General features: G+C 71.7%; 23 protein-coding genes and 1 riboswitch. Of the genes, 13 read left to right on the top strand and 10 right to left on the bottom strand.

The features are described 5' to 3' along the window. Window positions 1-466: 466 nt before the first annotated feature. From F1721_RS24615 to F1721_RS24625, 3 genes are all read left to right on the top strand, one after another. Window positions 467-1,183: a phosphatidylserine decarboxylase gene (locus F1721_RS24615; RefSeq protein WP_150069151.1), complete on the top strand. Its 717-nt coding sequence runs from the start codon at window positions 467-469 to the stop codon at window positions 1,181-1,183. Beyond that, window positions 1,180-2,109 carry a CDP-diacylglycerol--serine O-phosphatidyltransferase gene (gene pssA / locus F1721_RS24620; RefSeq protein ID WP_150069152.1) on the top strand — a complete coding sequence of 310 codons (930 nt, stop codon included), beginning with the start codon at window positions 1,180-1,182 and terminating at the stop codon, window positions 2,107-2,109. The genes F1721_RS24615 and pssA overlap by 4 nt, the downstream gene beginning before the upstream one ends. A gap of 240 nt (window positions 2,110-2,349) precedes the next feature. Further along, window positions 2,350-4,548 carry an AAA family ATPase gene (locus tag F1721_RS24625; RefSeq protein ID WP_150069153.1) on the top strand — a complete coding sequence of 733 codons (2,199 nt, stop codon included), beginning with the start codon at window positions 2,350-2,352 and terminating at the stop codon, window positions 4,546-4,548. A gap of 99 nt (window positions 4,549-4,647) precedes the next feature. On the opposite strand, the gene F1721_RS24630 is transcribed toward F1721_RS24625, so the two are convergent. Both F1721_RS24630 and F1721_RS35170 read right to left on the bottom strand, forming a co-directional pair. Then, the gene (locus F1721_RS24630) at window positions 4,648-5,301 is read right to left on the bottom strand and encodes a LytR C-terminal domain-containing protein (RefSeq protein ID WP_150069154.1); all 654 of its coding nucleotides are present in this window, start codon (window positions 5,299-5,301) and stop codon (window positions 4,648-4,650) included. Continuing rightward, on the bottom strand, window positions 5,301-5,618 hold the full coding sequence (locus tag F1721_RS35170; protein WP_387512845.1) for a DUF3263 domain-containing protein: 318 nt from the start codon (window positions 5,616-5,618) through the stop codon (window positions 5,301-5,303). Before F1721_RS35170 ends, F1721_RS24630 begins: the two co-directional genes overlap by 1 nt. A gap of 290 nt (window positions 5,619-5,908) precedes the next feature. On the opposite strand from F1721_RS35170, the gene F1721_RS24640 reads away from it, so the two are divergent. Continuing rightward, on the top strand, window positions 5,909-6,490 hold the full coding sequence (locus tag F1721_RS24640; RefSeq protein ID WP_150069156.1) for a peptide deformylase: 582 nt from the start codon (window positions 5,909-5,911) through the stop codon (window positions 6,488-6,490). Here the strand turns inward: F1721_RS24640 and F1721_RS24645 are convergent, their stop codons facing one another. After that, complete coding sequence (locus tag F1721_RS24645) at window positions 6,491-7,069, bottom strand: Uma2 family endonuclease (RefSeq protein ID WP_150069157.1); 579 nt, start codon at window positions 7,067-7,069, stop codon at window positions 6,491-6,493. 279 nt (window positions 7,070-7,348) lie between these two features. Between F1721_RS24645 and thiC the strand changes: the two genes are divergently transcribed. The 3 genes from thiC to F1721_RS24660 all read left to right on the top strand — a co-directional run bounded on the left by thiC (window position 7,349) and on the right by F1721_RS24660 (window position 12,177). Beyond that, window positions 7,349-8,992, top strand: a complete 1,644-nt coding sequence (thiC, locus tag F1721_RS24650; RefSeq protein ID WP_281288814.1) for a phosphomethylpyrimidine synthase ThiC — start codon at window positions 7,349-7,351, stop codon at window positions 8,990-8,992. Window positions 8,993-9,122: 130 nt separating this feature from the next. Beyond that, window positions 9,123-9,989, top strand: a complete 867-nt coding sequence (gene thiD, locus F1721_RS24655; RefSeq protein WP_150069158.1) for a bifunctional hydroxymethylpyrimidine kinase/phosphomethylpyrimidine kinase — start codon at window positions 9,123-9,125, stop codon at window positions 9,987-9,989. Window positions 9,990-10,203: 214 nt separating this feature from the next. Further along, complete coding sequence (locus tag F1721_RS24660) at window positions 10,204-12,177, top strand: FUSC family protein (RefSeq protein WP_150069159.1); 1,974 nt, start codon at window positions 10,204-10,206, stop codon at window positions 12,175-12,177. Window positions 12,178-12,492: 315 nt separating this feature from the next. Here the strand turns inward: F1721_RS24660 and thiG are convergent, their stop codons facing one another. From thiG to thiO, 3 genes are read right to left on the bottom strand one after another with little or no spacing between them, the layout of a single operon-like run. Further along, complete coding sequence (gene thiG / locus F1721_RS24665; protein WP_150069160.1) at window positions 12,493-13,257, bottom strand: thiazole synthase; 765 nt, start codon at window positions 13,255-13,257, stop codon at window positions 12,493-12,495. Between the two features lies 1 nt (window position 13,258). Then, window positions 13,259-13,459 carry a sulfur carrier protein ThiS gene (gene thiS, locus F1721_RS24670; RefSeq protein ID WP_150069161.1) on the bottom strand — a complete coding sequence of 67 codons (201 nt, stop codon included), beginning with the start codon at window positions 13,457-13,459 and terminating at the stop codon, window positions 13,259-13,261. Then, window positions 13,456-14,565 (bottom strand): glycine oxidase ThiO, encoded by a 1,110-nt coding sequence (gene thiO, locus F1721_RS24675; protein WP_150069318.1) that lies wholly within the window; start codon window positions 14,563-14,565, stop codon window positions 13,456-13,458. The genes thiS and thiO overlap by 4 nt, the downstream gene beginning before the upstream one ends. After that, window positions 14,566-14,671, bottom strand: a riboswitch (TPP riboswitch). A 92-nt stretch (window positions 14,672-14,763) separates the two neighbouring features. On the opposite strand from thiO, the gene thiE reads away from it, so the two are divergent. Next, complete coding sequence (gene thiE / locus F1721_RS24680) at window positions 14,764-15,435, top strand: thiamine phosphate synthase (RefSeq protein ID WP_150069162.1); 672 nt, start codon at window positions 14,764-14,766, stop codon at window positions 15,433-15,435. Between the two features lie 448 nt (window positions 15,436-15,883). Here the strand turns inward: thiE and F1721_RS24685 are convergent, their stop codons facing one another. The 3 genes from F1721_RS24685 to F1721_RS24695 form a co-directional block, all read right to left on the bottom strand. Continuing rightward, window positions 15,884-17,005: a S1 family peptidase gene (locus F1721_RS24685; RefSeq protein WP_150069163.1), complete on the bottom strand. Its 1,122-nt coding sequence runs from the start codon at window positions 17,003-17,005 to the stop codon at window positions 15,884-15,886. A 312-nt stretch (window positions 17,006-17,317) separates the two neighbouring features. Continuing rightward, window positions 17,318-18,262 (bottom strand): hypothetical protein, encoded by a 945-nt coding sequence (locus F1721_RS24690; protein ID WP_150069164.1) that lies wholly within the window; start codon window positions 18,260-18,262, stop codon window positions 17,318-17,320. 110 nt (window positions 18,263-18,372) lie between these two features. Beyond that, window positions 18,373-19,128 (bottom strand): GntR family transcriptional regulator, encoded by a 756-nt coding sequence (locus tag F1721_RS24695; protein WP_150069165.1) that lies wholly within the window; start codon window positions 19,126-19,128, stop codon window positions 18,373-18,375. A 285-nt stretch (window positions 19,129-19,413) separates the two neighbouring features. Here F1721_RS24695 and F1721_RS24700 point away from each other — a divergent pair, with 285 nt between their 5' ends. The 4 genes from F1721_RS24700 to F1721_RS24715 all read left to right on the top strand — a co-directional run bounded on the left by F1721_RS24700 (window position 19,414) and on the right by F1721_RS24715 (window position 23,631). Further along, a complete protein-coding gene (locus F1721_RS24700) occupies window positions 19,414-20,682 on the top strand; it encodes an extracellular solute-binding protein (protein WP_150069166.1) in 1,269 nt (422 codons plus the stop codon). A 2-nt stretch (window positions 20,683-20,684) separates the two neighbouring features. Continuing rightward, window positions 20,685-21,650, top strand: coding sequence for a carbohydrate ABC transporter permease (locus tag F1721_RS24705; RefSeq protein WP_150069167.1), 966 nt, complete (start codon window positions 20,685-20,687; stop codon window positions 21,648-21,650). Beyond that, window positions 21,647-22,468, top strand: coding sequence for a carbohydrate ABC transporter permease (locus F1721_RS24710; protein WP_150069168.1), 822 nt, complete (start codon window positions 21,647-21,649; stop codon window positions 22,466-22,468). Before F1721_RS24705 ends, F1721_RS24710 begins: the two co-directional genes overlap by 4 nt. Before the next feature lie 122 nt (window positions 22,469-22,590). After that, window positions 22,591-23,631 carry an SIS domain-containing protein gene (locus tag F1721_RS24715; RefSeq protein ID WP_211840608.1) on the top strand — a complete coding sequence of 347 codons (1,041 nt, stop codon included), beginning with the start codon at window positions 22,591-22,593 and terminating at the stop codon, window positions 23,629-23,631. 298 nt (window positions 23,632-23,929) lie between these two features. Here F1721_RS24715 and F1721_RS24720 read toward each other — a convergent pair whose 3' ends face one another. Then, window positions 23,930-24,772, bottom strand: coding sequence for an amidohydrolase family protein (locus tag F1721_RS24720; RefSeq protein ID WP_150069169.1), 843 nt, complete (start codon window positions 24,770-24,772; stop codon window positions 23,930-23,932). Window positions 24,773-25,110: 338 nt separating this feature from the next. Here F1721_RS24720 and F1721_RS24725 point away from each other — a divergent pair, with 338 nt between their 5' ends. Next, a complete protein-coding gene (locus F1721_RS24725) occupies window positions 25,111-26,064 on the top strand; it encodes an N-acetylglucosamine kinase (RefSeq protein ID WP_150069170.1) in 954 nt (317 codons plus the stop codon). Window positions 26,065-26,119 lie beyond the last annotated feature (55 nt).

Consider the following 26,119-nt stretch of genomic DNA (forward strand, 5'->3'; position numbering starts at 1 on the left):
CGGCCCGGAATTGTCCTCCAAAAGCGGCTACGGACTTCGTGTGACCTCAATTACACTGAAACCCGCGTAACGAACAGTCGTCCAGGTGCATCTCACAGACGTCCGCGAAATCCACTACTGCTTGCCGGTGGAGCGGACACTTCGAGGGCCGTGCGCCGTCGGGGGGCGCACGGACCCGCACATCAGGGGCCGTTCGGCGGCTACGGGGAGCCGCCGAACGGTCCCTGCTTCTCGTTCTCACCCCGTCGGGTGACTCCCGAATCGCCTCAGCGGTACCATCTCAGCGCGCTGTATGCGCAGGTCAGCTAGGCTGTTCTTGATCAACTGCGCCCCCTGGCGTCGGTTGGCCCGGGGCGTCCGAGATGCTGTACCGACCACGGCACCGGCCACCGGCCCCGAACACCTGCGGGACCGGCGACCGCGCGGCCGCACCAAGGACCCGCCGACGCAGGGGCGTAGCACCTCGATGAGCACCGCGAAAGAACCGAAGAAGAACCCGCTGGCCCACCTCGCCGGGCTGGCCCGCGACACCATCCCGCCGATGCACCCGGCCGGGCGTCCGTTCGTCCTCGGCGCCGCCGCCGCAACCCTCCTGCTGCGCCGCATCTGGCGCCCCGCCGGCGTGCTCGGCGGCGTGCTGACCGCCTGGTGCGCGTGGTTCTTCCGCGAACCGGCGCGCACCACGCCCGGCCGCGCAGGCCTCGCGGTGGCCCCCGCCGACGGCACGATCTCGCACGTCGAGCCCGCGGTGCCGCCCGCCGAGCTCGGTCTCGGCGACGAGCCGATGGTCCGGATCAGCGCGTTCCTGACCATCTTCGACGTGCACGTCCAGCGCATCCCGCTCGCCGGGCGGATCGAGACCATCGCCTACCGGCCGGGCAAGTTCCTCTCCGCCGACCTGGACAAGGCCAGCGAGGACAACGAGCGCAACTCGATGGTCATCCGCGGCGCGGACGGCACCCGGGTGGCCGTGGTGCAGATCGCCGGGCTGGTGGCCCGGCGCATCGTCTGCTCGGTGAACGAGGGCGACGAGGTGGCCGCGGGGAGCACCTACGGGCTGATCCGGTTCGGCTCCCGGGTGGACCTCTACGTGCCCGCCGACAGCCGGGTCCTGGTGGAGCCCGGCCAGCGCACCATCGGCGGCGAGACGGTGCTCGCCGAACTCCCCCAGGGCAACTCATGAGCATGCGAACCACTCCCGGCGTCCGGCTGCTGCCCAACGCGATCACCGTGTTGGCGATGTGCGCCGGGCTGTCCGCGGTCCAGTTCGCGCTCAACGGCAACCTCAACGGCGCCATCGCGTCCATCGCGGTCGCGGCGGTGCTCGACGGCCTCGACGGGCGGATCGCCCGCCTGCTCGACGCCACCTCGAAGATGGGTGCCGAGCTGGATTCGCTGTCCGACGCGATGTCCTTCGGCGTCGCCCCGGCGCTGACGCTCTACGCCTGGCAGCTGCAGGACAACCGGGTCGGCTGGGTGGCGGCGCTGGTCTTCGCGGTGTGCATGGTGCTGCGCCTGGCGCGGTTCAACACGCTGCTGGAGGACGCCGACCAGCCCCCGTACGCCAAGGAGTTCTTCGTCGGGGTGCCCGCCCCGGCGGCCGGGCTGCTCGCGCTGCTGCCGCTGATCCTCACCGCGCACTTCGACCACGCCGGGTGGTGGGCGGACCAGGGCGTGGTCATGGTCTGGATGGTGCTGATCGCCGCGCTCGCCGTCAGCCGGGTCCCCACGCTGTCGCTGAAGACCGTCAAGGTGCCGCCGAGGCTGGTCGCGCCGCTGCTGGTGCTGGTGGCGATGCTGGCGGCCGGGATCATCGTGTTCCCGCTGATCTCGCTGGCCATCGCGATGGTGGTCTACCTGCTGCACATCCCGTACGCGGTCTACCGGCACAACTGGCTGGCCAAGCACCCGGAGGCCTGGGAGGCGCCGCCGCGCGAGCGCCGCGCGATCCGCCGCCGCACCCAGCGCATGGGCCTCCGCCCGCCCCTGCGCCGCAGCGTGGCGGGCGCGGCGCGCCGCGTGCGCCGCCGCTACAGCCACCCGAACGGCCCCCGCCGCAGCTGGCGCCGCCTGGAGCTCCGCCGCGACCGCAACGACACGAACCGCTGACCGCCCCGGGGTACCGCGATTTCAATGGAACTCGGACCTCCGATTTCCATTGAAATCGCGGAGAGTCCGCCACAACCCGGACGACCTGCCCCGGCGCGTCGGGCACCCGACACACCGGGGGACCGCAGTTTCAATTGAAACTGCGGAACGACGTGGGTGGGGATCACAGTTTCAATTGAAACTGCGGGTCGGACGGCGGGAACTCGGGGTCCGCGGCGGGGGCGCGGTTAAGCTCGCGGCGTGTCGTCGATAACGCTGACCGCTCGGGTTTCACCCTCCGCCAAGGACGCTCGGCGCGGGGTGGTGCGGTTGCACCCCGAAGTGCTCGATGCGCTGGGGCTGCGGGCGTGGAACGCCGTGCAGCTCACCGGTGCGCGGGTGACCGTGGCGCTCGCCGCCGCTGCCGAGGCCAGCAGCCCCACCGGCGTGGTGCTGCTGGACGACGTCGCGCTGATGAACCTCGGGCTCGCCGAAGGCGCCGAGGTCGGCGTGGCCCCGGTGCAGGTCAGCGCGGCGAAGCGGGTGGTCATCGCCGGTTCGCGGATCGCTCGGGCCACCGTCGCGCCGGAGACGTTGCGGCTGGCGCTGACCGGAAAGGTCTTCGGCACCGGCGACACCGTCTCGCTGCTGCCGCAGGACGTCGCCCCGGCCACCACCGCCAACGCGGGCGAGGTGCGCCGCAAGCTGTCCAACGCCATCGGCCTGACCTGGACCAACGAGCTGATCACCATCGCCGCCACCGAACCGGCCGGGGCGGTCGCCGTCCAGCCGTCCACAGTGGTCGAGTGGCGCGACGCGAGCAGCCCGCAGACCGCCGCGCCGGTCGCGGCACCGGCCCCGCCCACGCCCGTGGAGCGAGAACCGGCGGTGCCGGTCGCCGACCTGGTCGGCTCGCGCGACACCGCCAAGCGGCTCGGCGAGTGGCTGCGCCTGGCCTTCGAGCAGCCCGAGCTGCTGCGCCGCCTCGGCGCCGAACCGCACCTCGGCGTGCTGCTCAGCGGACCGTCCGGGGTCGGCAAGGCGACGCTGGCCCGCGCGGTCACCGCCGACATCGGCGCCGAGCTGGTCGAGCTGGCCGCTCCGAGCGTCGCGGCGCTCGAACCGGGTGCCGCCGCGCAGCGCCTGCAGGACGCGATCAACCGCGCCACCAGCGCCGCGGGCAAGCGCGTGCTGCTGCTGACCGACGTGGAGAGCCTGCTGCCGGGCACCGAACCGCCGCCGCTGGCCACCGTGGCGCTGGACGCGATCCGCGGCGCGATCGGCACCGACGGGCTGGCCGTGGTCGTCACCAGCTCCCAGCCGCAGTCCATCGACCCCAGGCTGCGCGAACCCGGCCTGGTCGACCGGGAGCTGACGCTCGGGCTCCCGGACGACGCCACCCGCACGGACCTGCTGCGGGTGCTGCTGCGCAACGCGCCGCTGGCCGACGACGTGCAGCTGTCCGAGGTCGCCGAGCGCGCCCCGGGCTTCGTCGTCGCGGACCTGGTCGCGCTGTGCCGGGAGGCCGCGGTCGGCGCGGCCCTGCGCCACCAGGACGACTCGGCCGACCCGCGCATCCGCCAGCAGGACCTGCTGGACGCGCTGGCCTCGGTCCGCCCGATCTCGATGTCCACATCGGACAACCTGCAGACCGGCGGGCTGACGCTGGACGACGTGGGCGACATGACCGAGGTGAAGCAGTCCCTCACCGAGACGGTCCTCTGGCCGCTGCAGTACCCGGACTCGTTCACCCGGCTCGGCGTGGAGCCGCCGCGCGGCGTGCTGCTGTACGGGCCACCTGGCTGCGGCAAGACGTTCCTGGTCCGGGCGCTGGCGGGCAGCGGGCGGCTGAACGTGCTGGCGGTCAAGGGCGCGGAGCTGATGGACAAGTGGGTCGGCGAGTCCGAGCGCGCGGTCCGCGAGCTGTTCCTGCGCGCCGCCAACGCCGCCCCGGCGCTGGTGTTCCTGGACGAGGTGGACGCCCTGGCGCCGCGCCGCGGCCAGTCCTCGGACTCCGGGGTGGCCGACCGCGTGGTGGCCGCGCTGCTGACCGAGCTCGACGGCGTGGAACCGATGCGCGACGTGGTGGTGCTCGGCGCGACGAACCGCCCGGAGCTGGTCGACCCGGCCTTGCTGCGCCCCGGCCGCCTGGAGCGCCTCGTCTACGTGCCGCCGCCGGACGCGGACGCGCGCGAGGCGATCCTGCGCGCCGCGGCGAAGAACACCCCGCTGGCGTCCGATGTGGACATCCCGGCGCTGGCGGCCGAGCTGGACGGCTACTCGGCGGCGGACTGCGCGGCCCTGATCCGCGAGGCGGCCCTCACCGCGATGCGCGAATCCCTCGCGGCGGCCGAGGTCTCAGCCGCCCACCTCGCCACCGCCCGCAAGGCGGTCCGCCCCTCCCTGGACCCGGCCCAGCTCGCATCCCTGGAGTCCTACGCCCAGTCCCACCGCCCCTGACCACCACCCGGGTGACGCGAGGCCGGGCGCGGCAGAACTGGCGCACAGCCCGAGGACGACGTTGCCCGGATGGCGGTCAACACGCGGCGTCCGCCCGGGTCACTTGGCGGCGGAGGGGCCCTTGTAGTCGTTGGTGATGATGGCGATCAGGCCCGGCGTGGCGTCCTGGATGCCGTCGAAGCGGGGCTCGACGCGGGCGCCGAAGCGGGCCGCCAGGTCCTTCGCCTGGCTCTCCTCCGGGGTGCCCGGGCGGAAGTAGACCGTCGTCGTCGGGATCAGCCCCGCCGAGTAGTTGCCCACCTCCGGGACGTCGTAACCGGCACGGCGGAAGTCCTCCGCGGCGCGGTGCGCCAGGCCGCTGATCGTGCTGTTGTTGTAGACCCGCACCGTGACCGCTTCGGCCTGCTCGCCGGAGCCGTTCGGCGCGTCGGGCCGCTGCTGGTGCTGGCCCGGCGGGGGCACCGGCTGCTGCTGGCCGTCCTGGTCCCCCGCGGGCGGCAGCGGCGCGGGCGGCGGCGGGGCCTCGGGCTGCTGCGCCGGTTCGGAGGCGACGGGCGGCGGGGGCGGTTGCACCAGCGAGGACTTCGCCGGGTAGTTCCCCGGTTCGGGGGGCAGCGGTTGGGCGGAGTTCGACGTGTCGCCGCCGGAGACCAGCGTGGCGATGCCGATGGCGCCCGCGATCACACCGGCCCCGATCAGCCCGAAGCCGATGAGCTTGGCCTTGGCGGGTCCGGTGGATTCCCCTGAAGTCATCAGTGCAACTCGATTCCCAGTCGTTGAGCGGCCCGTGCGCGCTGCCGAGCCGCCCGTGCCTTGCGCAGCCGTTTGATCAGCATAGGGTCCGCGCGAAAAGCTGCAGGACTGTCCAGCAGCGCGTTCAGCACCTGGTAGTACCGCGACGGCGACATGTCGAACAGCTCGCGGATCGCCTGCTCCTTCGCGCCGGACCGCTTCCACCACTGCGCCTCGAACGCCAGCACCCCGAGCTCCCGGTCGGTGAGCGCCCCGGACGGCAGCGGCGCCGGTTCGGGCTCGGGCTCCGCGACCGGCTCGGCGACGGGTTCGGCCACCGGCTCGGCGAGCCGCAACCGCCGCCCCTCCGGCGATCGCTGCTGCTCCTGCACGCGCGCGAGCTGCTCGCACTGGCGAGCGATCTCCTGCGCGGTCAGCATTTGGGCGGCGTCCATCCGACTCCTCGCCTCGCGATCCGGGCCTTCGGCGCGTTCGCGGAATCACACGGCTGTGATTCCGCTCCCGATTACACCATGCCCGCCGATCGCGGCGGCGGCGATCACACCGGCGGGTACCGGAAAAGAGCACCCCCGGACCGGCCTGCGGCGTTGCCGATAAGGTCGCCGTCATGGCTGTTCACCCGATCTGCGTCTACGGCGAGCCGGTGCTGCACCACCCCACGCGCCCGGTGGAGCACTTCGACGAGGAGCTGCGCACCCTCGTCGAGGACATGTTCGAGACGATGGCCGCCGCGAACGGCGTCGGGCTGGCGGCCAACCAGATCGGCGTGGACCTGCGGCTGTTCGTCTACGACTGCCCGGACGACGAGGGCGTCCAGCACCGCGGCGTGGTGGTGAACCCGGAGCTGACCACCTCGGAGATCCCGGAGGGGATGCCGGACCCGGACGAGGACTGGGAGGGCTGCCTGTCGGTGCCCGGCGAGTCCTACCCGACCGGCCGGGCGAGCTGGGCGAAGGTCACCGGGTCCGATGTGGACGGCAAGCCGATCGAGGTCGAGGGCACCGGGTTCTTCGCCCGCTGCCTGCAGCACGAGACCGACCACCTGGACGGCTACGTCTACCTGGACCGCCTGGTCGGCAGGCACAAGCGCGCCTCGAAGAAGATGATCAAGCGCAACGGCTGGGGCGTGCCCGGGCTGACCTGGGACCCGGCCGAGCACGGCGACCCCTTCGCCGACGACGAGGACTGATCAGAAGTCCTTGGTGTCCAAGGTGAAGCCGAACGGTTCGGGAATCTCGATGGGCTCCCCGAACGGCACCTTGCGCTGACGCCTGTATCTGCCACCAGCCGGGCCGGAGTACAGCGTCACCGAAGGTTCGTCCTTCGCGAATCGGTCGATCAGCAAGTACAGCGGAACACCGCCATGCGCGTAGCCCCAGAGCTTCTCGTTCCGATCCCTGTTCGCATTGGACTTTGATGTGATCTCGACGGCAAGCAGTGCTTGCCCCGCAGGCACCGGAACGGGGTCATCGTCCGCCGGTAGTGCTTCCAAGGGGATGACGACCAGATCAGGAATGAAGAGGTTGCTCCGCAGCGGGACCTCAACGGCAGCGGTCTGAAAAATTCCCCAGCTCTGCGGAATCGTCCGGGCGAGGACGCGATGCACCCGGTCAGCGATCACGTTGTGGCCATATCCCGGCGGCGGGGTCATGACGATGCTCCCCTCGATGATCTCCGCGCGCCAAGCCTTGTTAGGCAAATCCACGTTCTGCCAGACCTGAACCAGTTCATCCCACGTCGAAGGAGAGAACACCGGGGCAGCAGTCATGGCGCGGTCACCTCCTGTATCGATACCGTCACCCACCGTGCTCACCACCCCTGACAAGTTGTGATCGCCCTGGTCACGAGCCTAACGGCAAACCACCTCGCCGTCATCGGGGTGAACGGGGGTTGGCAGTGCGCGGGGGTGCGGCTAGCCTCGGGCAGCGACAAACGAAGACCGCGGGAGCTCGCACCAACAGCGGGCTGAGAGGGCGGCTGGAGAACTCCGGGGCCGCCGACCGCATGAACCTGACCGGGTAATGCCGGCGTAGGGAGTGGATTGGCAGTGGCCGACGTGCGTCCGAACGCGTCCGAGAACCGCGGCGAGATCACCACCGGGGCCATCAGCGGCTCGCGAAAGGTGTTCCGCAGCACCGAATCCGGCCTGCAAGTGCCATTCCGCCGCATCGAGCTGACCAACGGCGAGCACCTCGACGTGTACGACACCTCCGGGCCGTACACCGACGAGAGCGCCACCGTGGACGTCCACAGCGGACTCCACCGGATGCGAGCGGGGTGGACCGACGGGCGGGAGCACCGGACCCAGCTGGGCTGGGCCAGGGCCGGTGTCGTCACGCGGGAGATGGAGTTCATCGCGACCCGCGAGGGCGTCTCCCCCGAGTTCGTCCGGGACGAGGTGGCCAGCGGCCGGGCGGTGATCCCGGCCAACCGGTGCCACCCGGAGAGCGAACCGATGATCATCGGGAAGAACTTCCTGGTGAAGGTCAACGCCAACATCGGCAACTCCGCGGTGACCTCCTCGGTCGAGGAGGAGGTGGAGAAGATGGTGTGGGCCACCCGCTGGGGCGCCGACACCGTCATGGACCTGTCCACCGGCAAGCGCATCCACGAGACCCGCGAGCGGATCCTGCGCAACTCGCCGGTGCCGATCGGCACCGTGCCGATCTACCAGGCGCTGGAGAAGGTCAACGGGGATCCGGCCGCGCTGACCTGGGAGATCTACCGGGACACCGTGATCGAGCAGTGCGAGCAGGGCGTGGACTACATGACCGTGCACGCCGGGGTGCTGCTGCGCTACGTGCCGCTGACCGCCCAGCGGGTCACCGGGATCGTCTCCCGCGGCGGGTCGATCATGGCCGCCTGGTGCCTGGCGCACCACCGGGAGAGCTTCCTGTACACGCACTTCAGCGAGCTGTGCGAGATCCTGCGCGACTACGACGTCACCTTCTCGCTCGGCGACGGCCTGCGCCCCGGCTCCATCGCCGACGCCAACGACCGCGCGCAGTTCGCCGAGCTGGAGACCCTCGGCGAGCTCACGCACATCGCCCGCGAGCACGACGTGCAGGTGATGATCGAGGGCCCCGGCCACGTGCCGATGCACAAGATCGCCGAGAACGTGCGGCTGGAGGAGGAGCTGTGCGGTGAGGCGCCGTTCTACACGCTCGGCCCGCTGACCACCGACATCGCGCCCGCCTACGACCACATCACCTCCGGCATCGGGGCGGCGATGATCGCCCAGGCGGGCACCGCGATGCTCTGCTACGTCACGCCCAAGGAGCACCTGGGCCTGCCCAACCGGGACGACGTCAAGACCGGCGTGATCACCTACAAGATCGCCGCGCACGCCGCCGACCTGGCCAAGGGCCACCCGCGGGCGCAGGAGCGGGACGACGCGCTGTCCAAGGCGCGGTTCGAGTTCCGCTGGACCGACCAGTTCAACCTGTCCCTGGACCCGGACACCGCGCGGGCGTTCCACGACGAGACGCTGCCCGCCGAACCGGCCAAGACGGCGCACTTCTGCTCCATGTGCGGGCCGAAGTTCTGCTCGATGAAGATCACCCAGGACGTCCGCAAGTTCGCCGAGGAGCGCGGGCTGACCAGCGTCGAGGCGATCGAGGCCGGGATGCGGGAGAAGTCCGAGGAGTTCGCGGGCGCCGGAGGCAAGGTCTACCTGCCGCTGGCGGACTGAATCCCCTGGTCAGCGACCGCGAGTACTGTGCGGTGCTATCGCCCGGCACAGTACTCGCGGAACCTGACCTGCGGAAATGCGCGCACGCACCCGGGAAGATCGGCAGGAGCGGGGCCGTAGCATGGACTGGATGCACGAGATCTCGGCGGAGCACGAAGCACGGCCCGCGAACGACACCGCCCCACCGACCGCGCTGACCATCGCCGGATCGGATTCCGGGGGCAGCGCCGGGATGCACGCCGACCTGCGCGCCTTCTTCGCCTGCGGGGTGCACGGGATGACCGCCGTCACCGCGGTCACCGTGCAGAACACCGTCGGCGTCACCGGGCTGGTGGAGATCCCGCCGGAGACCGTCGCCGCGCAGGTCGACGCGGTGGCCTCCGACATCGGCGTGGACGCCGCCAAGACCGGGGTGCTCGCCTCCGCGGCGACCATCGAAGCGGTGCTGGAGGTCTGCGACGCGCACGGCATCGGGCGCGGCGGGCGCACGCCGTTCGTGGTGGACCCGGTCGCCGCCTCCCGCAGCGGTGAGCCGCTGCTCCGGAACGACGCCCTGGACGCGCTGCGCAACGAGGCCTTCCCGCGCGCCTCGCTGGTGACCCCGAACCTCGACGAGGTGCGGCTGCTGACCGGCATCGACGCGCGCACCCGCGCCGACCTGCTGGACGCGGCCAAGGCGATCTACGACTTCGGCCCGGAGTGGGTGCTGATCAAGAGCGGCCACCTGCCCGACGACCCGGAGTGCATCGACCTGCTCTTCGACGGCTCCGAGGCGATCCCGCTGGCCGGTCCGCGCTACGCCACGGTGCACACGCACGGCGCCGGGGACGTCTTCGCCTCGGCGATCACGGCGGCGCTCGCCAAGGGCGCGTCGATGCCGGACGCGGTGCGCAGCGGCAAGCGGTTCGTCACGCGCAGCGTGGCGCACGCCTACCCGCTCGGTGCCGGGGTCGGGCCGGTGTCGACCTTCTGGCGGGTCAGCCCGCGCTCGTTCTGAGCCGCCGACACTCCCCAACCAGACCCCTAATAGAGTGATTTCCATCCCGGATCTGTAACCCGAATGGTGTGCCTCATCGACAAACTGGTCGAGAAGCGCGTAATTCCCAGGACCGCACGCCTCTGCTGCGCGCGGTCCGCTGCGCGCTGCGCGAACGACGATGACAGGGGTTTTCGACAGCGTGGCTAAATCGGTCAGGACTGCTAAGTCGGCGTTGGCCTCCCGGGCCCGGCAGCTGCTGGCCACCGAGGCGGGGGCACCGGACCCCCGGCAGCGCCAGTACGCCGTGCTGGTGCTGGTCGCGGTGGTCGCGGGAAGCGCGGTGGGGTGGCTGTTCGACCTGCAGACCCCCGCACTGCTGGCCGGGCTGACCGCGGTGCTGACGCTGGTCGCCACCGGCGGCCAGTCGCTGCGCTCGGACCTGCGCCGGTTCGTCTGGTTCACCCCGGCCCTGGTGCTGGTGATGACGATCGGCCCGCTGCTGGCGAACATCCCGGTGCTGGCCGGGCTGGTGGTGGCGGTCGTCGTCTTCGGCACCGGCATGCTGCCCGCGCTCGGCGAGCACTACCGGATCGGCGGGCAGACCTTCGCCGCGGCGACCCTGGTGTCCACCACGACCGGCCTCGGCAACGACCAACCGGCCTGGATGCTGCTCGCCGCTTCCGCGTCCGGCGCGGCCTTCGCGCTGGTGCTGCGGGTGATCATCGGGCTGAGCGACCCCGGCCGGGCCACCCGCGTGGCGGTCGCGCGGACGCTGCTCGAACCCGGCCCCGGCGTGGTGGAGTCGGCTGCCGCCGCGTGGCGGGCGGACGGCTCCAGCACCTGGCTCGGCGAGGTGCTGGCCGGTGCCGCGCGCTTCCGCGCCGCCCGCGAGACGCTGCTCGCGCAGGCCCAGCAGAGCGACCGGATCGAGGCCGACCGGCTGCAGCGGATCGTCGCCGAAGCCGATCAGGTCGCCGCCGAACTGGCCCGCGCGGTGCGCTCCCGCGCCTGCACCGGCCTCCCGTACGCGGCCCGCCGCGACCCGGCGGAGGCGGTCCTGGCCCGCGGTGGGCGGCAGGACCTGCCGGAGGCGGTGCGGGGCATCAACCAGGGCCTCGACCGGATCCGGGCGACCGTGGTGCGCCGCGTCGAGACCCCGCTGCCGCCGCAGGCTCCCGGCGCGCGCCGGGAGCGCGTGATCGGCGCGGTGCGCGCGCACCTGTCGTTCCGGTCGTCGCTGTTCCGGCACGCGATCCGCTGCACGCTCGCGGTCGCCTTCGGCATGGTGATCGTGCTGCTGCTGCGCGATCCGTCCGCGTCGAGCCTGCTGCTCGCGCTGTACGTGGTGCTGCAGCCCGCGGCCCGCGACAGCATGACCGGCGCGCTGGAGCGCACCGGTGGCGCGGTGCTGGGCGTGACCGCGCTGGCCCTGCTGATCACCCTGCTGCCCGGCGCGTTCCTGCTGGTGCCGCTGGTGATCGGCGGGATGCTGCTGAGCATGCCGCGGCTGCGCAGCGAGTACCAGACGCTGCTGGGCTGCCTGATCGTGATCACCGTCGTGGACCAGGCGATGCGGCTGGACCGGCCGCTGGTGAACGTCGGGATCAGCTTCGCCGCGAACACCGCGGTCGGCGCGGCCATCGCGCTGATCGTCGGCTACGTCGCCTACCTGGTGCTGCCGAGCAGCATCCTCCCGGACGTCCGGGGCGCGGTCCGCTCGACGGTGTGGGCGGTGTCCGAACTGCTGCGCAGCGTCCGGGCGGCGGGCCAGGGCGTCGACCTGCCCGCGGCGCTGCAGGCCGCGAACGTGCTGGCGCTGCGGCGGACCCAGGACCTGCTGGGCATGCCCGCGCTGCTGGACGGCACGGGCGAGGAGACCGACGACGACCGCGCGACGCGGGACGCGGCGGTCGCGCTCGACGCCCTCCGCCAGGACGTCGCGACGCTGGCGTTCCGCCCGGAGGCGGAGCAGGCGGTGGCGGTCCCGGCGCTGCGCGCGGTGGACGACCTGCTGGGCGGCAAGCCGACGGCGAAGATCCCGGACGTGCCGGAGAGCAGCGCCCCGGCGACGGAACTGCTGGCCAGCTCGCTGCTGGAGAACGCGCTGCACGCGCGCCACGCGATCGACCGGACCTTCGGCTACGACAACCCGTGGAAGAGCTACACGATCTCCTTCGTCCGCCCGGAGCGCCTCCACATCCGCTGACGCTTCGACGTCCGCGCGCCGACGTGGCGCGGCCTTCACGGCTGACCGCCGGGTGGTGGGTCGTCCCGACCTCCGGCACGTCCGTCGCCGACGCGCCGGAGGAGCGCGATTTCAATGGAAGTCGGACGTCCGACTTCCATTGAAATCGCGGTGAGTTGTCCACAACCGTCGGCGTGTCGTGGGGCGCCACGCCGAAGACCCGCAACTTCAATGGAAAACGGATCCCTGATTTCCAGGGAAATCGCGGGAGATCCCCGGCTCCGACGACGGAGCTCGCCAGCGCCGTCGGCGTGTCGGGCGAGGACGCGCCGCGGGTCAGCCCATCGGGCGGCCGGGGCTGGAGGCCTCCGCCCAGAAGCGCTTGGGGATCCGGCCCGCCAGGGACGCCAGGCGGCCCGCTTCGACCGCCGATCGCATCGCCGCCGCCATCCGCTCCGGGTCCTGGGCGCGGGTCACCGCCGTGGCCAGCAGGACCGCCGAGCAGCCCAGTTCCATCGCCAGGGCCGCGTCGGAGGCCGTTCCGATGCCCGCGTCGAGGACGATCGGGACCGAGGCCCGGGAGACGATCATCTCGATGTTGTGCGGGTTCCGGATGCCCAGGCCCGTTCCGATCGGCGAGCCCAGGGGCATCACCGCGGCGCAGCCGACCTCCTCCAGCTTCAGCGCCAGGACCGGGTCGTCGTTGGTGTAGGCCAGCACCACGAAGCCCTGGTCGACCAGCTGCTCCGCGGCGTCCAGCAGTTCCACCGGGTCGGGCAGCAGGGTGTCCTCGTCGGCGACGACCTCCAGCTTGACCCAGTTCGTCCCCAGCGCCTCGCGGGCCAGCTGCGCGGTCAGCACCGCCTCGGCCGCCGTGCGGCAGCCCGCCGTGTTCGGCAGCGCCTCGATGCCGAGCTTGCGCAGCAGGTCGAGCACGCCGGTTCCGCCCCCGGCGTCCGCGCGGCGCATCGCCACGGTGGTCAGCTCGGTGCCGGAAGCGATCAGCGCGCGCTCCAGGACCGCGAGGTTCGTCGCCCCACCGGTCCCGGTGATCAGCCGCGAGCCGAACTCGCGACCGGCGATCACCAACGGGTCGTCCATGTCACCCTCCTTGCACTGCGGTGAGGACCTCGATCGTGGCTCCGGGCTGCAGTTCGGTCCCGGGCCAGCTCGCACGCGGCACCACCGCGCCGTCCACGGCCACCGCCACGCCCCGCTCCGGGACGCCGAAATCGGCCAGCACGGCGGCGAGATCGGCGCCGTCGGCGACCTGCTGCGGCTCGCCGTTGATCACGACGTTCACTGCTGTCCTCCCCATCGGTTCGGATCGGTGGCCTTGATCAGCGCGTCGGGCTCGTCGCCGCGCAGCAGCGCGAGCACCGCGTCGGCGGTCACCGGGGCGAGCAGGAACCCGCCGCGGTGGTGCGCGGTGGCGGCCAGCACGCCCGGCTCCAGCCAGCCGAGCACCGGCAGGTTGTCGTCGGTGCTGGGGCGCAGCCCGGCCTCGGCCTCGACCAGCTCGTACTCCGAGATGCCCGGCATCACCTGCTCGGCGTCGGCGATCAGGTCGCGCACCCCGCCCAGGGTGACCTCGGTGTCGAACCCGACCTCGTACTGGGTGGCGCCGAGCACCAGTCCCCCGTCGTCGCGCGGCACCAGGTAGACCGGGCGGCCGTGCACCGGTCCGCGGACGGTGCGGCTCGGCGGTGGCAGCGCGGTCGACCGCGCGCGCAGCCGCAGGATCTCGCCCTTGACCGGACGGATCCGGCCGCGCAGCGCGGGGTGCAGCGCACCGGAGTGCGCCCCCGCGGCGATCACCGCCACCTCGCAGTCCACAGTGGAGTCCTCGAGCTCCACCGCCCCGCCGCGGACGTTCTTGGCCGTCGCCTCGACGAACTCCACCCCGGCCGCCGTCGCCGCCGCGCGCAACGCGGCCAGCGCCGAGCGGTTGTCGACCGCGAGGTCCCCCGGTACTTCGAGGCCGCCGCGCACCGCGGGCCCCAACGACGGTTCGAGCCGCCGCACCTCCCGGCCGGACAGCCTGGTCACGGTGCGGCCCTGGCGGGACAGGTAGTCGGCCAGGTCGTCCAGCTCGGCCCGGTCCGCGCTGTCCACGCCGACCACCAGCGTGCCCTCGCGGCGCAGCCCGGACGGCAGGCCGGACGCGCGGCTCAGCTCCTCGGCGAAACCGGGCCACCGCTCCAGCGACGCGCTGCCCAGCTCCAGCAGCTCCTCCTCGCCGGGCCAGGCCTCGGCGATCGGCGCCAGCATGCCGCCCGCGACGTGCGACGCCCCGGACGCCGGTGCCGGATCGACCAGCTGCACGCGGTGCCCGGCAGCTGCTGCGCGCCAGGCGACGGACATCCCGATCACCCCGCCGCCGACCACGACAACGTGTGCGGTTCGCAATTCAGACAACTCCACGCTCCCTGCGCCGGCATGACCCGGATCAGGTTCGACGGTCGGGGCCAACGCCCCCTCTCAGCCCGGCGACCGGGCTCCCGTGCTCACCGCTTACACCGTACCTGGCGAGAACGCCGACTCCGAGCCCGTGTTCGAACCCGCGAGACGAGAGGGGACCGAACGTCTGGAGCTACCCTGTGGGGCATGCCTGGAATGGACGGCTTCGGCATCCGCGCCCGCCTCAACGAGGCGAGGCTGTACCTGTGCACCGACGCGCGCACCGAGCGAGGTGATCTCGCCGAGTTCGTGGACGCCGCGCTGGCGGGCGGTGTGGACATCGTGCAGCTGCGCGACAAGCAGCCCGGCGGCGCACCGCTGGAGGCCCGCCACGAGCTGGCGGCCCTGGAGGTGCTGGCCGAGGCGTGCATCCGGCACGGCGCCCTGCTGGCGGTCAACGACCGCGCGGACGTCGCGCTCGCCGCCGAGGCGGACATCCTGCACCTGGGCCAGGACGACCTGCCGGTGGACGTCGCGCGGCGCATCGTCGGCGAGCACATCGCGATCGGCCGCTCCACGCACGACGTGGTGCAGGCGGACGCGGCGGCGGCCGAACCCGGCGTGGACTACTTCTGCACCGGCCCGGTGTGGACGACGCCGACCAAGCCGGGCCGCCCGGCGGCCGGGCTCGACCTGGTCAAGCACGCCGCGGAGCACCGCGGGCACGGGCGGCCGTGGTTCGCCATCGGCGGCATCGGCCCGGACAACCTCGACGACGTGCTGAAGGCGGGCGCGGAGCGGATCGTGGTGGTCCGAGCGATCACCGAAGCCGAGGACCCCCGCGCAGCGGCCCGCGAACTCCGCAACCGCCTCCCCTGATCCGCAGTTTCAATTGAAACTGCGGTCCCCCGGCGTGTCGGACGCACGACACGCCGGAGGTCCGTGCGACCTCCGCGATTTCAATGGAAATCAGACCTCCGATTTCCATTGAAATCGCATCCTGCCCGTGGACCGCAGCCGCGAAGGGCGACCGGCACCGACCGGCGAGGGTCGCATGCGCCGCAGGCGCATAACCCACCCTCGCAACCGGCACCGCCGCAGGTTCACGGTGCCCACCCCTCCGGGGTTCCTTCCGGCGAGGACGGCCCTGACGCCGTGCATTGGACATACACAAGTCAGGGCACCCGGAGTCCAGGCGGGCGCTGAGGTTCCGCCACTTGCACCGCCACGCAGAACGAGGCTGGAAAAACCTCAATGAAATCGCGGGACACCTGACGCACGACGCGGCCCCCGGCGGAAGCACCGGGGGCCGCGTCGGGGAGACGGATCACTGGGTGAGCAGGGTCAGGCCGTAGGCCTGCAGGATCTCGTTCACCGGCTGGAAGTAGGTCGTCCCGCCGGAGCTGCAGTTGCCCGAGCCGCCCGAGGTCACGCCCTGGGCCTGGTTGTCGGAGATGAACGAGCCGCCGGAGTCACCGGGCTCGGCGCAGACGTTGGTGCGGGTCAGGCCGGTCACGGTGCCCTGCGGGTACTGGACGGTCTGGTTCTTGGCCTCCAGCGAGCCGCAGTGCCAGCCGGTGGTCGAACCGGAGCGGCAGATGGACGCGCCCTCGCTCGCCTCGGTCGAGCCGCCGACGCCGACGGTGCTGCCGTCGTAGCGGTTCACCAGCGGCTCCGGGGTGTCGGAGCTGACGCTCACCCAGGCGTAGTCGTCGCCGGGGAAGGTCGAGCCCTCGAACCGCCCGGCGGGCTGGGAGGTGGTGGCGCCGGTCTGACCGCAGTGGCCCGCGGTCACGAACCCGCCCTGGACGGAGAACCCGACCGAGCAGCGGGATCCGCTGCCGATGTAGTAGGCGTTGCCGCCGACCACGGCGTAGGTCCGCGGGTTCTCCAGGGATTCGACGACGCGCACGGCCTCGGTGAGGACACCGGCGGCCTGCACGAACTGGGCCGCCTGGGCCTCGGAGCCGGGGCGGGTGGTGACGACGACCGAGTTCTCGCTGGCCTTGGCGTACCAGCCCGAGATCGACTTCGGGGCGCTCGCGCTGCGCGCGTTGAGGCCCTCGATCACCCCGTTGAGCTGCTCGAGGGTGAAGTCCGCCTTCTTCGGCACGGCGCCCGCCGCGCGCACCTCGTCGAAGCGCGCCTCGTCGGTGACGAGGACGACGAGCTTGCCGAGCTGGGGGTCGAAGTAGGCGCCGCCGTACGAGCTGCCCAGCGTCTGGCGCAGCGCCTGCTCGGCGCGGGTGGCTTCCGCCTCCTGGTCGAGCCGCTGCAACGCCTGCTCCCTGGTCAGGCCGAGGTCGCGCTGCATCGCGTCGAGCTGGGTCACCACCGGGGTCTCCGGCGGGGCGGTCTCGGTGGCGGTCGCCGGCATCGTGAGCGCGGCGACAGTCCCCGCTGCCAGGAGCACGGTCCCGGCCACCCGGGCCGCGAGTCTGCGCTTCATCTGATGTCTCCCTCTTTGTGAGCTGGATCTCAGGGCCCCCGTCGCGCGATCCAGTATCAGAGGACTACACCGGACTCACATCCACCTTTTGCCTCATCCCGCACAAAAACGGCCTGATCGAGGTAGGGCGGCGGCCGTTCGCACCACCCGCGGATTGCGCCGCCGAGCGGTCCGCGCTGCCACTTTCAGCGGTGGACGAGCCCCGTCGAACGTGCCGCGCCAACCTGCCGATTCCGCCCGAAATGGGACGTCACCCGGGTGAACGCCGAATTCTCGCGAAATCGGCGCCCACACCGGGTGACGTCCTGGGGATCAGTCGAGCAGCTGGGGCTGACCCGTCGGCGGTGCCGGTTGGTTCGACTCCTGCGTCCGGGTCGGCTGCTGGGTCGGGGTCTGCTCCGTCGACGGCGACTGCGTCGGCTGCTCGCTGGGCTGCGGGTTCTCCGGCGTCGGCTGCTGGGTCGGCTGCTGCGTCGGCCGGACCTCGGTGGTCGGCGCCGGTTCGCGGGTCGGCGTCCCGGTCGGCTTCTCGACCTCCGTCGTCTGCTGCGGCGGGGCCACCTCCTTCCGGGGCTCGCGGTGCAGCACCTGGCCGAGCGTGGTGCCGCCCTCCCCGCCGGACAGCGGACGCCCGGTGATCCCCTCGAAGCCGGTGACGACCAGCATGCTCAGCACGAACGCCACCGCGCAGCTGGCCGCCGCCATCGCCCAGCGCATCCGGCGCTTGCGGCGGTCGACCGGCGGGCTGACCGGGGATTCCACCTTCGCGGTCGCGTCCGCGGCGGACCTGTCGATCCGCTTGGTGCCCTCGGCGTCGACGACCTGCTCACCGCCCGGCCAGTGCATGCCGGGTTCGAGGTGGATCCGCCGCGTCGCGTCGCCCGACACCTGGCGCGTCACCTCGGACGACACCAGCCGCGTCGACTCCGACGCCTTGCGGGTCTCGTCGGCGTCCACCACCAGCTGGCGGGAGTGGGCGCGAGTGGCCCGCTTGGCCTTGACCGCCGCGATCAGCGCCTTCTCCTTGGCGTTCTCGAAGGAGCGCTGGTACAGCGCGCCGCCGACGGTGATGATCACGCTGGTCATGCCGGCCCCGATCACGGTGCCGGCGACCCCGAGCCGGGACCCCAGGAAGGCCGCCGTCACCGACGCGGTGGCCGCCCCCGCGACCTGCGCCGGTTTGATGTCGATCTTCTTGGACTTCTTCTCCTCGTCCGAGTCCTTCTCGTCCTGCCGATCCTCTTCCTGCCTGACCATGGCTCCCACGTACTCCGAACGCACTCTCTCCAGAACGGAAAACGGCCGACTGCACGGCTTTTCTCCTGATCAGCGCGTTTCGTGAGTACTCCCACTCCGTGTAACGCGGCTCAGCCGGGCGGGTTCAGGCGCGCGACGAACTTGTACCGGTCGCCGCGGTAGATCGAGCGCACCCACTCCACCGGGCGGCCCTCGGTGTCGAAGGAGTGCCGGGACAGCAGCAGCATCGGCAGCCCCACCTCGGAGCCGAGCAGCTCGGCCTCCTCCGGGCTGGCCAGCGCGGTCTCTATGGTCTCCTCGGCGTGCCCCAGCTCGACGTCGAAGTTCTCCCGCAGCACCTGGTACAGCGAGCCGCCGGACTCCAGCCGACCGGTCAGGCCGCGGAACCGGGTCAGCGGCAGGTGGGTGGTCTCGATGGCCATCGGCTCGCCGTCGGCCAGCCGCAACCGGCGCAGCCGCAGCACGGTGGCGCTCGGCTTGGTGTCCAGCAGGGTGGCCAGCTCCGGGTCGGCCGGTTCCTCGACGACCTCCAGCAGGCGCGAGGTGGGCTGCCTGCCGTGCGCCCGCATGTCCTCGGTGTAGCTGCTCAGCTGCAGCCGCTGGGCGACCTTCGGCTTGGCCGCGAAGGTGCCCTTGCCCTGCACCCGCAGCAGCCGACCTTCCACGGTCAGCTCGGCGAGCGCCTGGCGCACGGTGGTGCGGGAGACGTCGAACTCGGCGGCCAGCGATCGCTCGGTGGGGATCGGCGATCCCGGCGGCAGCGAGCGGAGCATGTCCAGCAGGTGCTGCTTGAGCCCCCAGTACTTCGGTTCGCGTTGCGCGCGCCCCGATGAGTCCGCCCCGCCGGACACGGACGTTTCGAGCATCGTTCCTCCTACCGCCACAACCTTGCCACCCCAGAAGCGCCGTGGTCGCCGCCTCGCCGAAGTCGTCCAGACCTTCAGCATGCCCGAACCGAACGGCGCGGTGAGCGCCACCGGGGCATCCGGGTCGGACGGCGATCAACTCCCGAAGCTCAAGCCAGCCTTATGCGTGGGTGAACAGTAACCCCGTGCGCTCTTGACATCGGGTGTGCAACACCACAATCCTCATCGCATTGGTCTACACCAAAGGCTTGCAACTCCGCGCCACTGCGGAGGAAGGGGCGAACATTGAAGGCCTGGAGAGCGCTCGCGGCCACGGCCGCGCTGTCGTTGACGTTGGCCGGGTGCGGTGGGGGGCCCGGCGCCAGCGACAACACCCTGACGGTCTGGCTGATGGACGGCTCCGCGGAGGACGCGCTGATCGCCGAGCTCAACGCGGAGTTCGAGCAGAGCCACCCCGGGATGAAGGTGGACTACCAGGTCCAGCAGTGGAACGGCATCCAGGACCGCCTGACCACCGCGCTGGCCAGCGACGACCCGCCGGACGTGATCGAGCTCGGGAACAGCCAGAACCCGCAGTTCTCCGCCGAGGGCACGCTGCTCGACCTCACCGCCGACGCCGAAGCGCTGAACAAGCCGCAGTGGGTCCCGGCGCTGGCCGAGTCCGGCGCCTGGGAGGGCAAGCAGTACGGCGTGCCGTTCTACGCCGCCAACCGCGTGGTGGTCTACAACAAGGAGCTGTTCGACAAGGCGGGCATCACCCAGCTGCCGACGAACCGCGAGGAGCTGCTGGGCGCCATCGCCAAGCTGGAGCAGACCCACGGCGCGGACCCCGAGTTCCAGTCGCTGTACCTGCCCGGCCAGTCCTGGTACGCGCTGCTGTCGTTCATCTGGGACTCCGGCGGTGAGCTCGCGGTGCCCGAGGGCCCGAACTACAAGGGCGCGCTGGACACCGAGCAGGCCCGCGACGGCATCGCCTACTACCAGCAGCTGGTGAAGGAGTCCGGGACCCTGGCACCGGCGGACACCGACGAGGCCGAGCCGCAGCAGGCCGAGGTCTACGCCAAGGGCAAGGTCGCGATGATGATCGCGCTGCCCTGGGAGGTGCAGACCGCCGCGGAGCAGAACCCGCGGATCGCCGAGATCTCCGGCGCCTTCCCGATCCCGTCGAAGTTCCCGGGCAGGACCGCGCCGGTGTTCCTCGGCGGCTCCAACCTGGCGATCCCGGCGGGCAGCGCCGACGCCGAAGCCGCCAAGGACTACCTGAAGCTGCTGACCAGCCAGAAGTACCAGACCAAGATCGCCGAGAGCGGCGTGGTGCCGGGTGCTTCGCAGGACACCAGCGCGCTGGAGGGCAACCCGGTCAGCGCCGCGATGGCGATCGCGTCCAAGTCCGGCAAGGTGCCGCCCGCCGTCCCGCAGTGGGCCGCCGTCGAGGCCGGGCAGAACCCGCTGAAGGACATGATGACGGCCGTGCTGACCGGCCAGAAGTCCATCGTGGACGCCACGATGGAGGCCAACGACAAGATCGACCAGCTGCTGGCGGCGAAGAACTGACCATGACCGCCACGCACACCCGCCCGGCGCCGGGCACCGCGGGTCCGCCCGCCGTGCCCGGCGCTCGGCGCCGCCCCCGGACATCGGTGTCGCTGCCCTACCTGCTGATGGCGCCCGCGGTGCTGGCGCTGGTCGTGCTGCTCGGCTGGCCCGCGGTGAACGTGATCGTGACCAGCTTCCGCAAGCTCGACCTCGGCGAGCTCACCCGCGGCGAGGTGGTCTGGGCGGGCTTCGACAACTACGCGCAGATCCTCACCGGGCCGGACTTCTGGGTCATCGCGCTGCGGACCGTGGTGTTCACCGCCTGCATGGTCGGCGCCACGGTGGTCATCGCGCTGCTGCTGGCGCTGCTGATGCACCACATCCCGGTGGTGCCGCGCGTGCTGCTGCAGATCAGCCTGCTGCTGGCGTGGGCGATGCCGCAGCTGGCCGCGACGACGGTGTTCCAGTGGATCTTCGACCAGCAGTTCGGGATCCTGAACAAGACCCTGGTGCTGCTGGGCTTCGACTCCTTCGAGCGCGCCTCCTGGTTCGCCAGCGGCACCAGCACGCTCACCGTGGTCGGCGTCCTGATCGTCTGGCAGGCCGTGCCGTTCGTGGCGATGACGCTCTACGCGGCGCTGCTGAGCGTGCCGAAGGACCTGTACGAGTCGGCCGGGATCGACGGCGCGAACGGCTGGCAGACCTTCTCCTCGATCACCTGGCCGCACCTGAAGCCGGTGCTGATGATCGTGACGTTCCTGTCGATCCTGTGGGACTTCAAGGTGTTCTCGCAGGTGTGGGCGATCCGCGAGGGCGGCCCGAACGGGGAGAGCACCACGCTGCCGGTGCTGCAGTACCTGGAGGGCATCGCGGGCAAGCACTTCGGCGTGGCCGCCGCGGTCAGCGTGCTGATGGTGCTCGTGCTCGTGGTGGTCTGCGCCCAGTACCTGCGGCTGCTGCTGCGATCTCAGGAGGGGGAGCTGTGACGATCCGCCGAATCGGGCTGTCCGCGCTGGCGGTGGTCATCGCGCTGGTGTTCGCCTTCCCCACGTACTGGATGTTCACCAGCTCGATCAAGCCGCGCGGCGAGGTGCTGTCCACCTCCTACGACCTGGTGCCCAGCTCGGTCACGCTGGAGAACTACGCGACCGCGCTGTTCGGCTCGGACTTCCTGCGCTACCTGGGCAACAGCCTGCTGGTGACGCTCACCGCGGTGTTGTGCTCGCTGGTCGCGGGCACCCTGGCGGCGCTGGCGATGAGCCGGTTCCGGTTCCGCGGGCGCAAGGGCTTCCTGATGCTCGTGCTGGTCGCGCAGATGGTGCCGTTCGAGGCGCTGATGGTGCCGATGTTCCTGTTCATGCGGGACCTGGGGCTGCTGAACAAGCTGCCCGCGCTGATCCTGGTGTACTGGATCACCACGCTGCCGTTCACCATCTGGTCGCTGCGCGGGTTCATCGACGGGATCCCGATCGACCTGGAGGAGGCCGCCATGGTGGACGGCTGCAGCCGGGCCGAGGCGTTCCGCCGGGTCACCCTGCCGCTGCTGGGCCCGGGGCTGGTGGCCACCTCGGTGTTCGCCTTCATCACCGCGTGGAACGAGTTCCTGTACGCGCTGGTGCTGATGCGCTCCGAGAGCCTGCAGACGCTGCCGGTGTTCCTGAAGACGTTCCAGACGGCGTTCGGCACCGACTGGGGGGCGACGATGGCGTCGGCCACCCTGTTCACCCTGCCGGTGCTGGTGTTCTTCCTGATCGTGCAGCGGAGGATGGTCTCCGGCATCACCGCGGGCGCGGTCAAGGGCTGACCCCGCGGACGGCCGCCCCGCCGGGTTCGGCGGGGCGGCCGTCGTCGTTCCGCGCGACGATTGAGGTGCGGGGCGATCCCCGAGTACGATTGGTCTAGACCTCAATCGAAGGGATGGACCCGATGACCGCCACCCGTGGCCAGCACATGGCCGACGAGATCCGCCAGCAGCCCGCGATCTTCGCCGACCTGCTGGCCACCAGGGACGCGATCGCCGAGGTCGCGGCCACCGTCGCGCAGCGCCGCCCGCGCTTCGCGCTGCTGGCCGCGCGCGGCTCCAGCGACCACGCCGCCCTCTACGCGAAATACCTGGTCGAGACCCTGCTGGAGCTGCCCGCCGGGCTGACCTCGCCGTCCACCACCACGCTGTTCGGCGCGCAGCCGGACCTGACCGACGTGCTGCTGGTGTCGGTGAGCCAGAGCGGCGGATCGCCGGACCTGCTGGAGGTCACCGAGTCCGCCCGCAAGCAGGGCGCGCTGACCGTCGCGGTCACCAACACCGCCGACTCCCCGCTGAACTCGGCCGCCGAGCTGTCGGTGGACGTCCGCGCGGGCCGCGAGCGGGCGGTCGCCGCGACCAAGACCTACGGCGCCACCCTGCTCGCGCTCTACCTGCTGGTCGACGCGGTGCGCGGCGGCACCGGCGAGCAGGCGGCGAAGCTGCCCGAGCTGGCCGAGACGACCCTGACCACCGGCCAGCGGGCGGTGGACGAGGCGGTCGGCCGCTACCGGTTCCTGGAGCGGATGGTCACCACCGCGCGCGGCTACTCGCTGGCCACCGCGCACGAAGCGGCGCTGAAGCTGGCCGAGACCAGCTACCTGTCGGCCCGCTCCTACAGCGGCGCGGACCTGCTGCACGGCCCGGTCGCGGCGGTCGACGCGGACACCGCGGTGCTCGCGCTGGCCAGCCAGGGCCGCGGCGGCGCGGCGATGCGCGAACCGCTGGAAGCGGTGGCCGAGCGCGGCGCGGACATCTGCGCGATCGGATCGGCGGCCGCGGACGTCCCGGCGGCCCACCGCATCCCGGTCCCGGCCTGCGCGGAGGAGCTGGCCCCGGTCCTGGAGATCCTCCCGGTCCAGCAGCTGGCCCTCGGCCTGGCCCTGGCCCGCGGCTTCGACCCGGACAACCCCCGAGGCCTGAACAAGGTCACCCGAACCCGCTGAGCTCGCGGTCGTGAGTGGTCTTGGTGGCTATGGCGACCAGAACCGCTCACGAGCCGGGGTTGCGCCGGGTGCAAAGCGGCAGGGGGTCGCTTTGCGGGACGCAATTCCCATCGAAATCGCGGTCGTCACCGCTTCGCGGACGGTGGTGACAGCTGGCGGTGCTGCCGCGCAGGACGCGCCGATCACCAGTAGAAGCCCGCCTCACCGAGGGGGCGGGGTAAGGCGGGCATCGCCAGGTTACGCCGAACGGAGCAGGGTGCACACGTTGGGGCGCGGGTCCGGACAGAGGCGAAAGTCCTCAGATGTCGTAGACCTCCCGGGCGTTCCCGTCGAACACCGCCGAACGGGACCGGTCGTCCAGGTGCGCCGTGAGCTGTTTCGCCAGGTCGATGACCTGGCCGTACTCGGCGGCGAGCAGGCACACCGGCCAGTCCGAGCCGAACATCAGGCGGCGCGGCCCGAACGCCTCCAGCACCACGTCCGCATAAGGCCGCAGCCTCACCGGATCAGGTTGCCGCGACCAGTCGTCCTCGGTGACCAGGCCGGACAGCTTGCACACCACGTTCGGGTGAGCCGCGAGCGCGCGGACGCGTTCCGCCCAGGGCTCCAGCTCGCCGCTGGCCACCGGGGGCTTCGCGCAGTGGTCTAGGACGAAGGTCAGCTGCGGGAACTGGCCGACCGCCTTGATCGCGGCGGGCAGCTGGTCCACCCGGACCAGCAGCTCGTAGACCAGGCCCGCGTCCTCGACCGCGGCCAGCCCGTTGAGCACGTCGGGCCGGACCAGCCAGTCCGGGTCGGGTTCGTCCTCGACCTGGTGGCGGATGCCCTTCAGCCAGCGGCCGGACGGGTGGGTCTGCAACCGGCCGATGCGCTCGCGCACGTCGCGGGCGGTCAGGTCGACCCAGCCGACGACCGCCGCGATGCGGTCGACCGAGTCGGCCAGCACCAGCATCTCCGGCGTCTCGTCCGGGTCGGGGACGGTCTGCACGAGCACCGTGGCGTCCACGCCGCTGCCCTTCAGCGCGGCCTGCAGGTCGGTGGGCCGGAAGTCGCGGCGCAGGGGTTCCATCTCGGGCCCGGCGATCCACGGCTGGTCGCGGACGTCGAGATCCCACAGGTGGTGGTGGGTGTCGACGGTCACTGTTCCGCCTCTCCCTGTTCCGCCTCTCCGCGATTTTCAGTGGTGGTTGCGCCCGGGATCGATCTCACGTTCGGCGGTTCCTTGCGGCTGGGTTGCATCACGGTCCCCTGAGGTGCGGTTGAGCAGGACTCCGGTTGCCACGAGAGCGTCAACGGCCCTCCTCGTCCACTTCGGACGGTTCCGGCTGGGCAAGGTCGACCATGGTGCTTCTCCCCGACTGATCGCGCAAACGCCTCGATGTATAGCCGTTCGGGAACGCGGAATCCAGCGGTTGGCGAGAACAGTCATGTTCGGGTCTTCCGCCGTGCGCACCACCGCCGGGGGCGTAGAAATGGCGCATGTCCGACGCAACAGCGGTCGTCCTCGGTCTGGACGTCGGCGGCACCAGCAGCCGCGCACTGGTCAGCGATCTGTCCGGCCACGTGCTGGGCCGCGGCGAGGCCGCTGGCGGCAACCCGAACTCGCACCCGGCCGACGAGGCGGTGCGGCAGATCGCCGCCGCCACCCGGACCGCCCTGCGCGAGGTCGACCCGGCGCGGGTGCGCGCGGCGGTGGTCGGCATGGCCGGGGTCAGCAAGATGGCCGATCCGCAGTTCCGCGAGCTGTTCGAGCGGGAGTGGGCGGGGTCGGGCCTGACCTGCGCGGTGCGGCCGATCAGCGACTGCGAGGTGGCCTTCGCGGCCGGGAGCCCGGAGCCGAGCGGCACGGTGCTGATCGCGGGCACCGGGGCGATCGCGGCGCGCATCGAGCAGCACCGGCTCGCCAGGACCGCTGGCGGCTACGGCTGGCTGCTCGGCGACGAGGGCTCGGCGTACTGGCTCGGCCGCGAAGCCGTCCGCGCCGCGCTCAACGCGCTGGACCGGGGCGAGCCGCTGCACGGCCTCACCGCGGCTGTCCGCGAGGCGCTCCTGCCCGACGTCCCGGACGCAGGGCGCAAACAGCTGATCACCGCGGTCAACGCGGCACCCCCGATCCGGCTCGCCGAGCTCGCGCCGCTGGTCACCAAGGCCTCCGACCCGACGGCCACGGCGATCGTCGAGCGCGCCGCCCGCGTGCTCGCCGACACCGCCGAGGAGACCCGCGCCCCGGACGACGCGACCCCGATCGTCCTGGCGGGCGGTCTGGTCGCCCCGGAGAACCCGGTCGGCGAAGCGCTCCGCGCGGAGCTGGCGGCCCGGGGGTTCCCCGCGCCGAACACCGCGGGCCCCGGCGCGGCGGGCGCGGCCTGGCTGGCGGCCCTCGACCTCACCCCGGACCCGACCGCGCTCCACCGCCGCCTGTTCCCCGCCTGAGGTCGTGAGTGCGTAACAGTGTTCGAACACTGTTACGCACTCACGACCCCCGGAC

The sequence above is a fragment of the Saccharopolyspora hirsuta genome (assembly GCF_008630535.1).
Classification (GTDB): Bacteria; Actinomycetota; Actinomycetes; order Mycobacteriales; family Pseudonocardiaceae; genus Saccharopolyspora; species Saccharopolyspora hirsuta.

Excerpts from the sequence above, each read along its gene's own strand:
- F1721_RS24615 (WP_150069151.1), top strand. The coding sequence starts at position 467 with ATGAGCACCGCGAAAGAACCGAAGAAGAACCCGCTGGCCCACCTCGCC.
- F1721_RS24630 (WP_150069154.1), bottom strand. The coding sequence starts at position 5,301 with ATGACTTCAGGGGAATCCACCGGACCCGCCAAGGCCAAGCTCATCGGC.
- F1721_RS24685 (WP_150069163.1), bottom strand. The coding sequence starts at position 17,005 with ATGAAGCGCAGACTCGCGGCCCGGGTGGCCGGGACCGTGCTCCTGGCA.
- thiD (WP_150069158.1), top strand. The coding sequence starts at position 9,123 with ATGCACGAGATCTCGGCGGAGCACGAAGCACGGCCCGCGAACGACACC.
- pssA (WP_150069152.1), top strand. The coding sequence starts at position 1,180 with ATGAGCATGCGAACCACTCCCGGCGTCCGGCTGCTGCCCAACGCGATC.
- F1721_RS24705 (WP_150069167.1), top strand. The coding sequence starts at position 20,685 with ATGACCGCCACGCACACCCGCCCGGCGCCGGGCACCGCGGGTCCGCCC.
- thiE (WP_150069162.1), top strand. The coding sequence starts at position 14,764 with ATGCCTGGAATGGACGGCTTCGGCATCCGCGCCCGCCTCAACGAGGCG.
- thiG (WP_150069160.1), bottom strand. The coding sequence starts at position 13,257 with ATGGACGACCCGTTGGTGATCGCCGGTCGCGAGTTCGGCTCGCGGCTG.
- F1721_RS24640 (WP_150069156.1), top strand. The coding sequence starts at position 5,909 with ATGGCTGTTCACCCGATCTGCGTCTACGGCGAGCCGGTGCTGCACCAC.
- F1721_RS24695 (WP_150069165.1), bottom strand. The coding sequence starts at position 19,128 with ATGCTCGAAACGTCCGTGTCCGGCGGGGCGGACTCATCGGGGCGCGCG.
- F1721_RS24715 (WP_211840608.1), top strand. The coding sequence starts at position 22,591 with ATGACCGCCACCCGTGGCCAGCACATGGCCGACGAGATCCGCCAGCAG.
- F1721_RS24725 (WP_150069170.1), top strand. The coding sequence starts at position 25,111 with ATGTCCGACGCAACAGCGGTCGTCCTCGGTCTGGACGTCGGCGGCACC.
- F1721_RS24645 (WP_150069157.1), bottom strand. The coding sequence starts at position 7,069 with ATGACTGCTGCCCCGGTGTTCTCTCCTTCGACGTGGGATGAACTGGTT.
- F1721_RS24690 (WP_150069164.1), bottom strand. The coding sequence starts at position 18,262 with ATGGTCAGGCAGGAAGAGGATCGGCAGGACGAGAAGGACTCGGACGAG.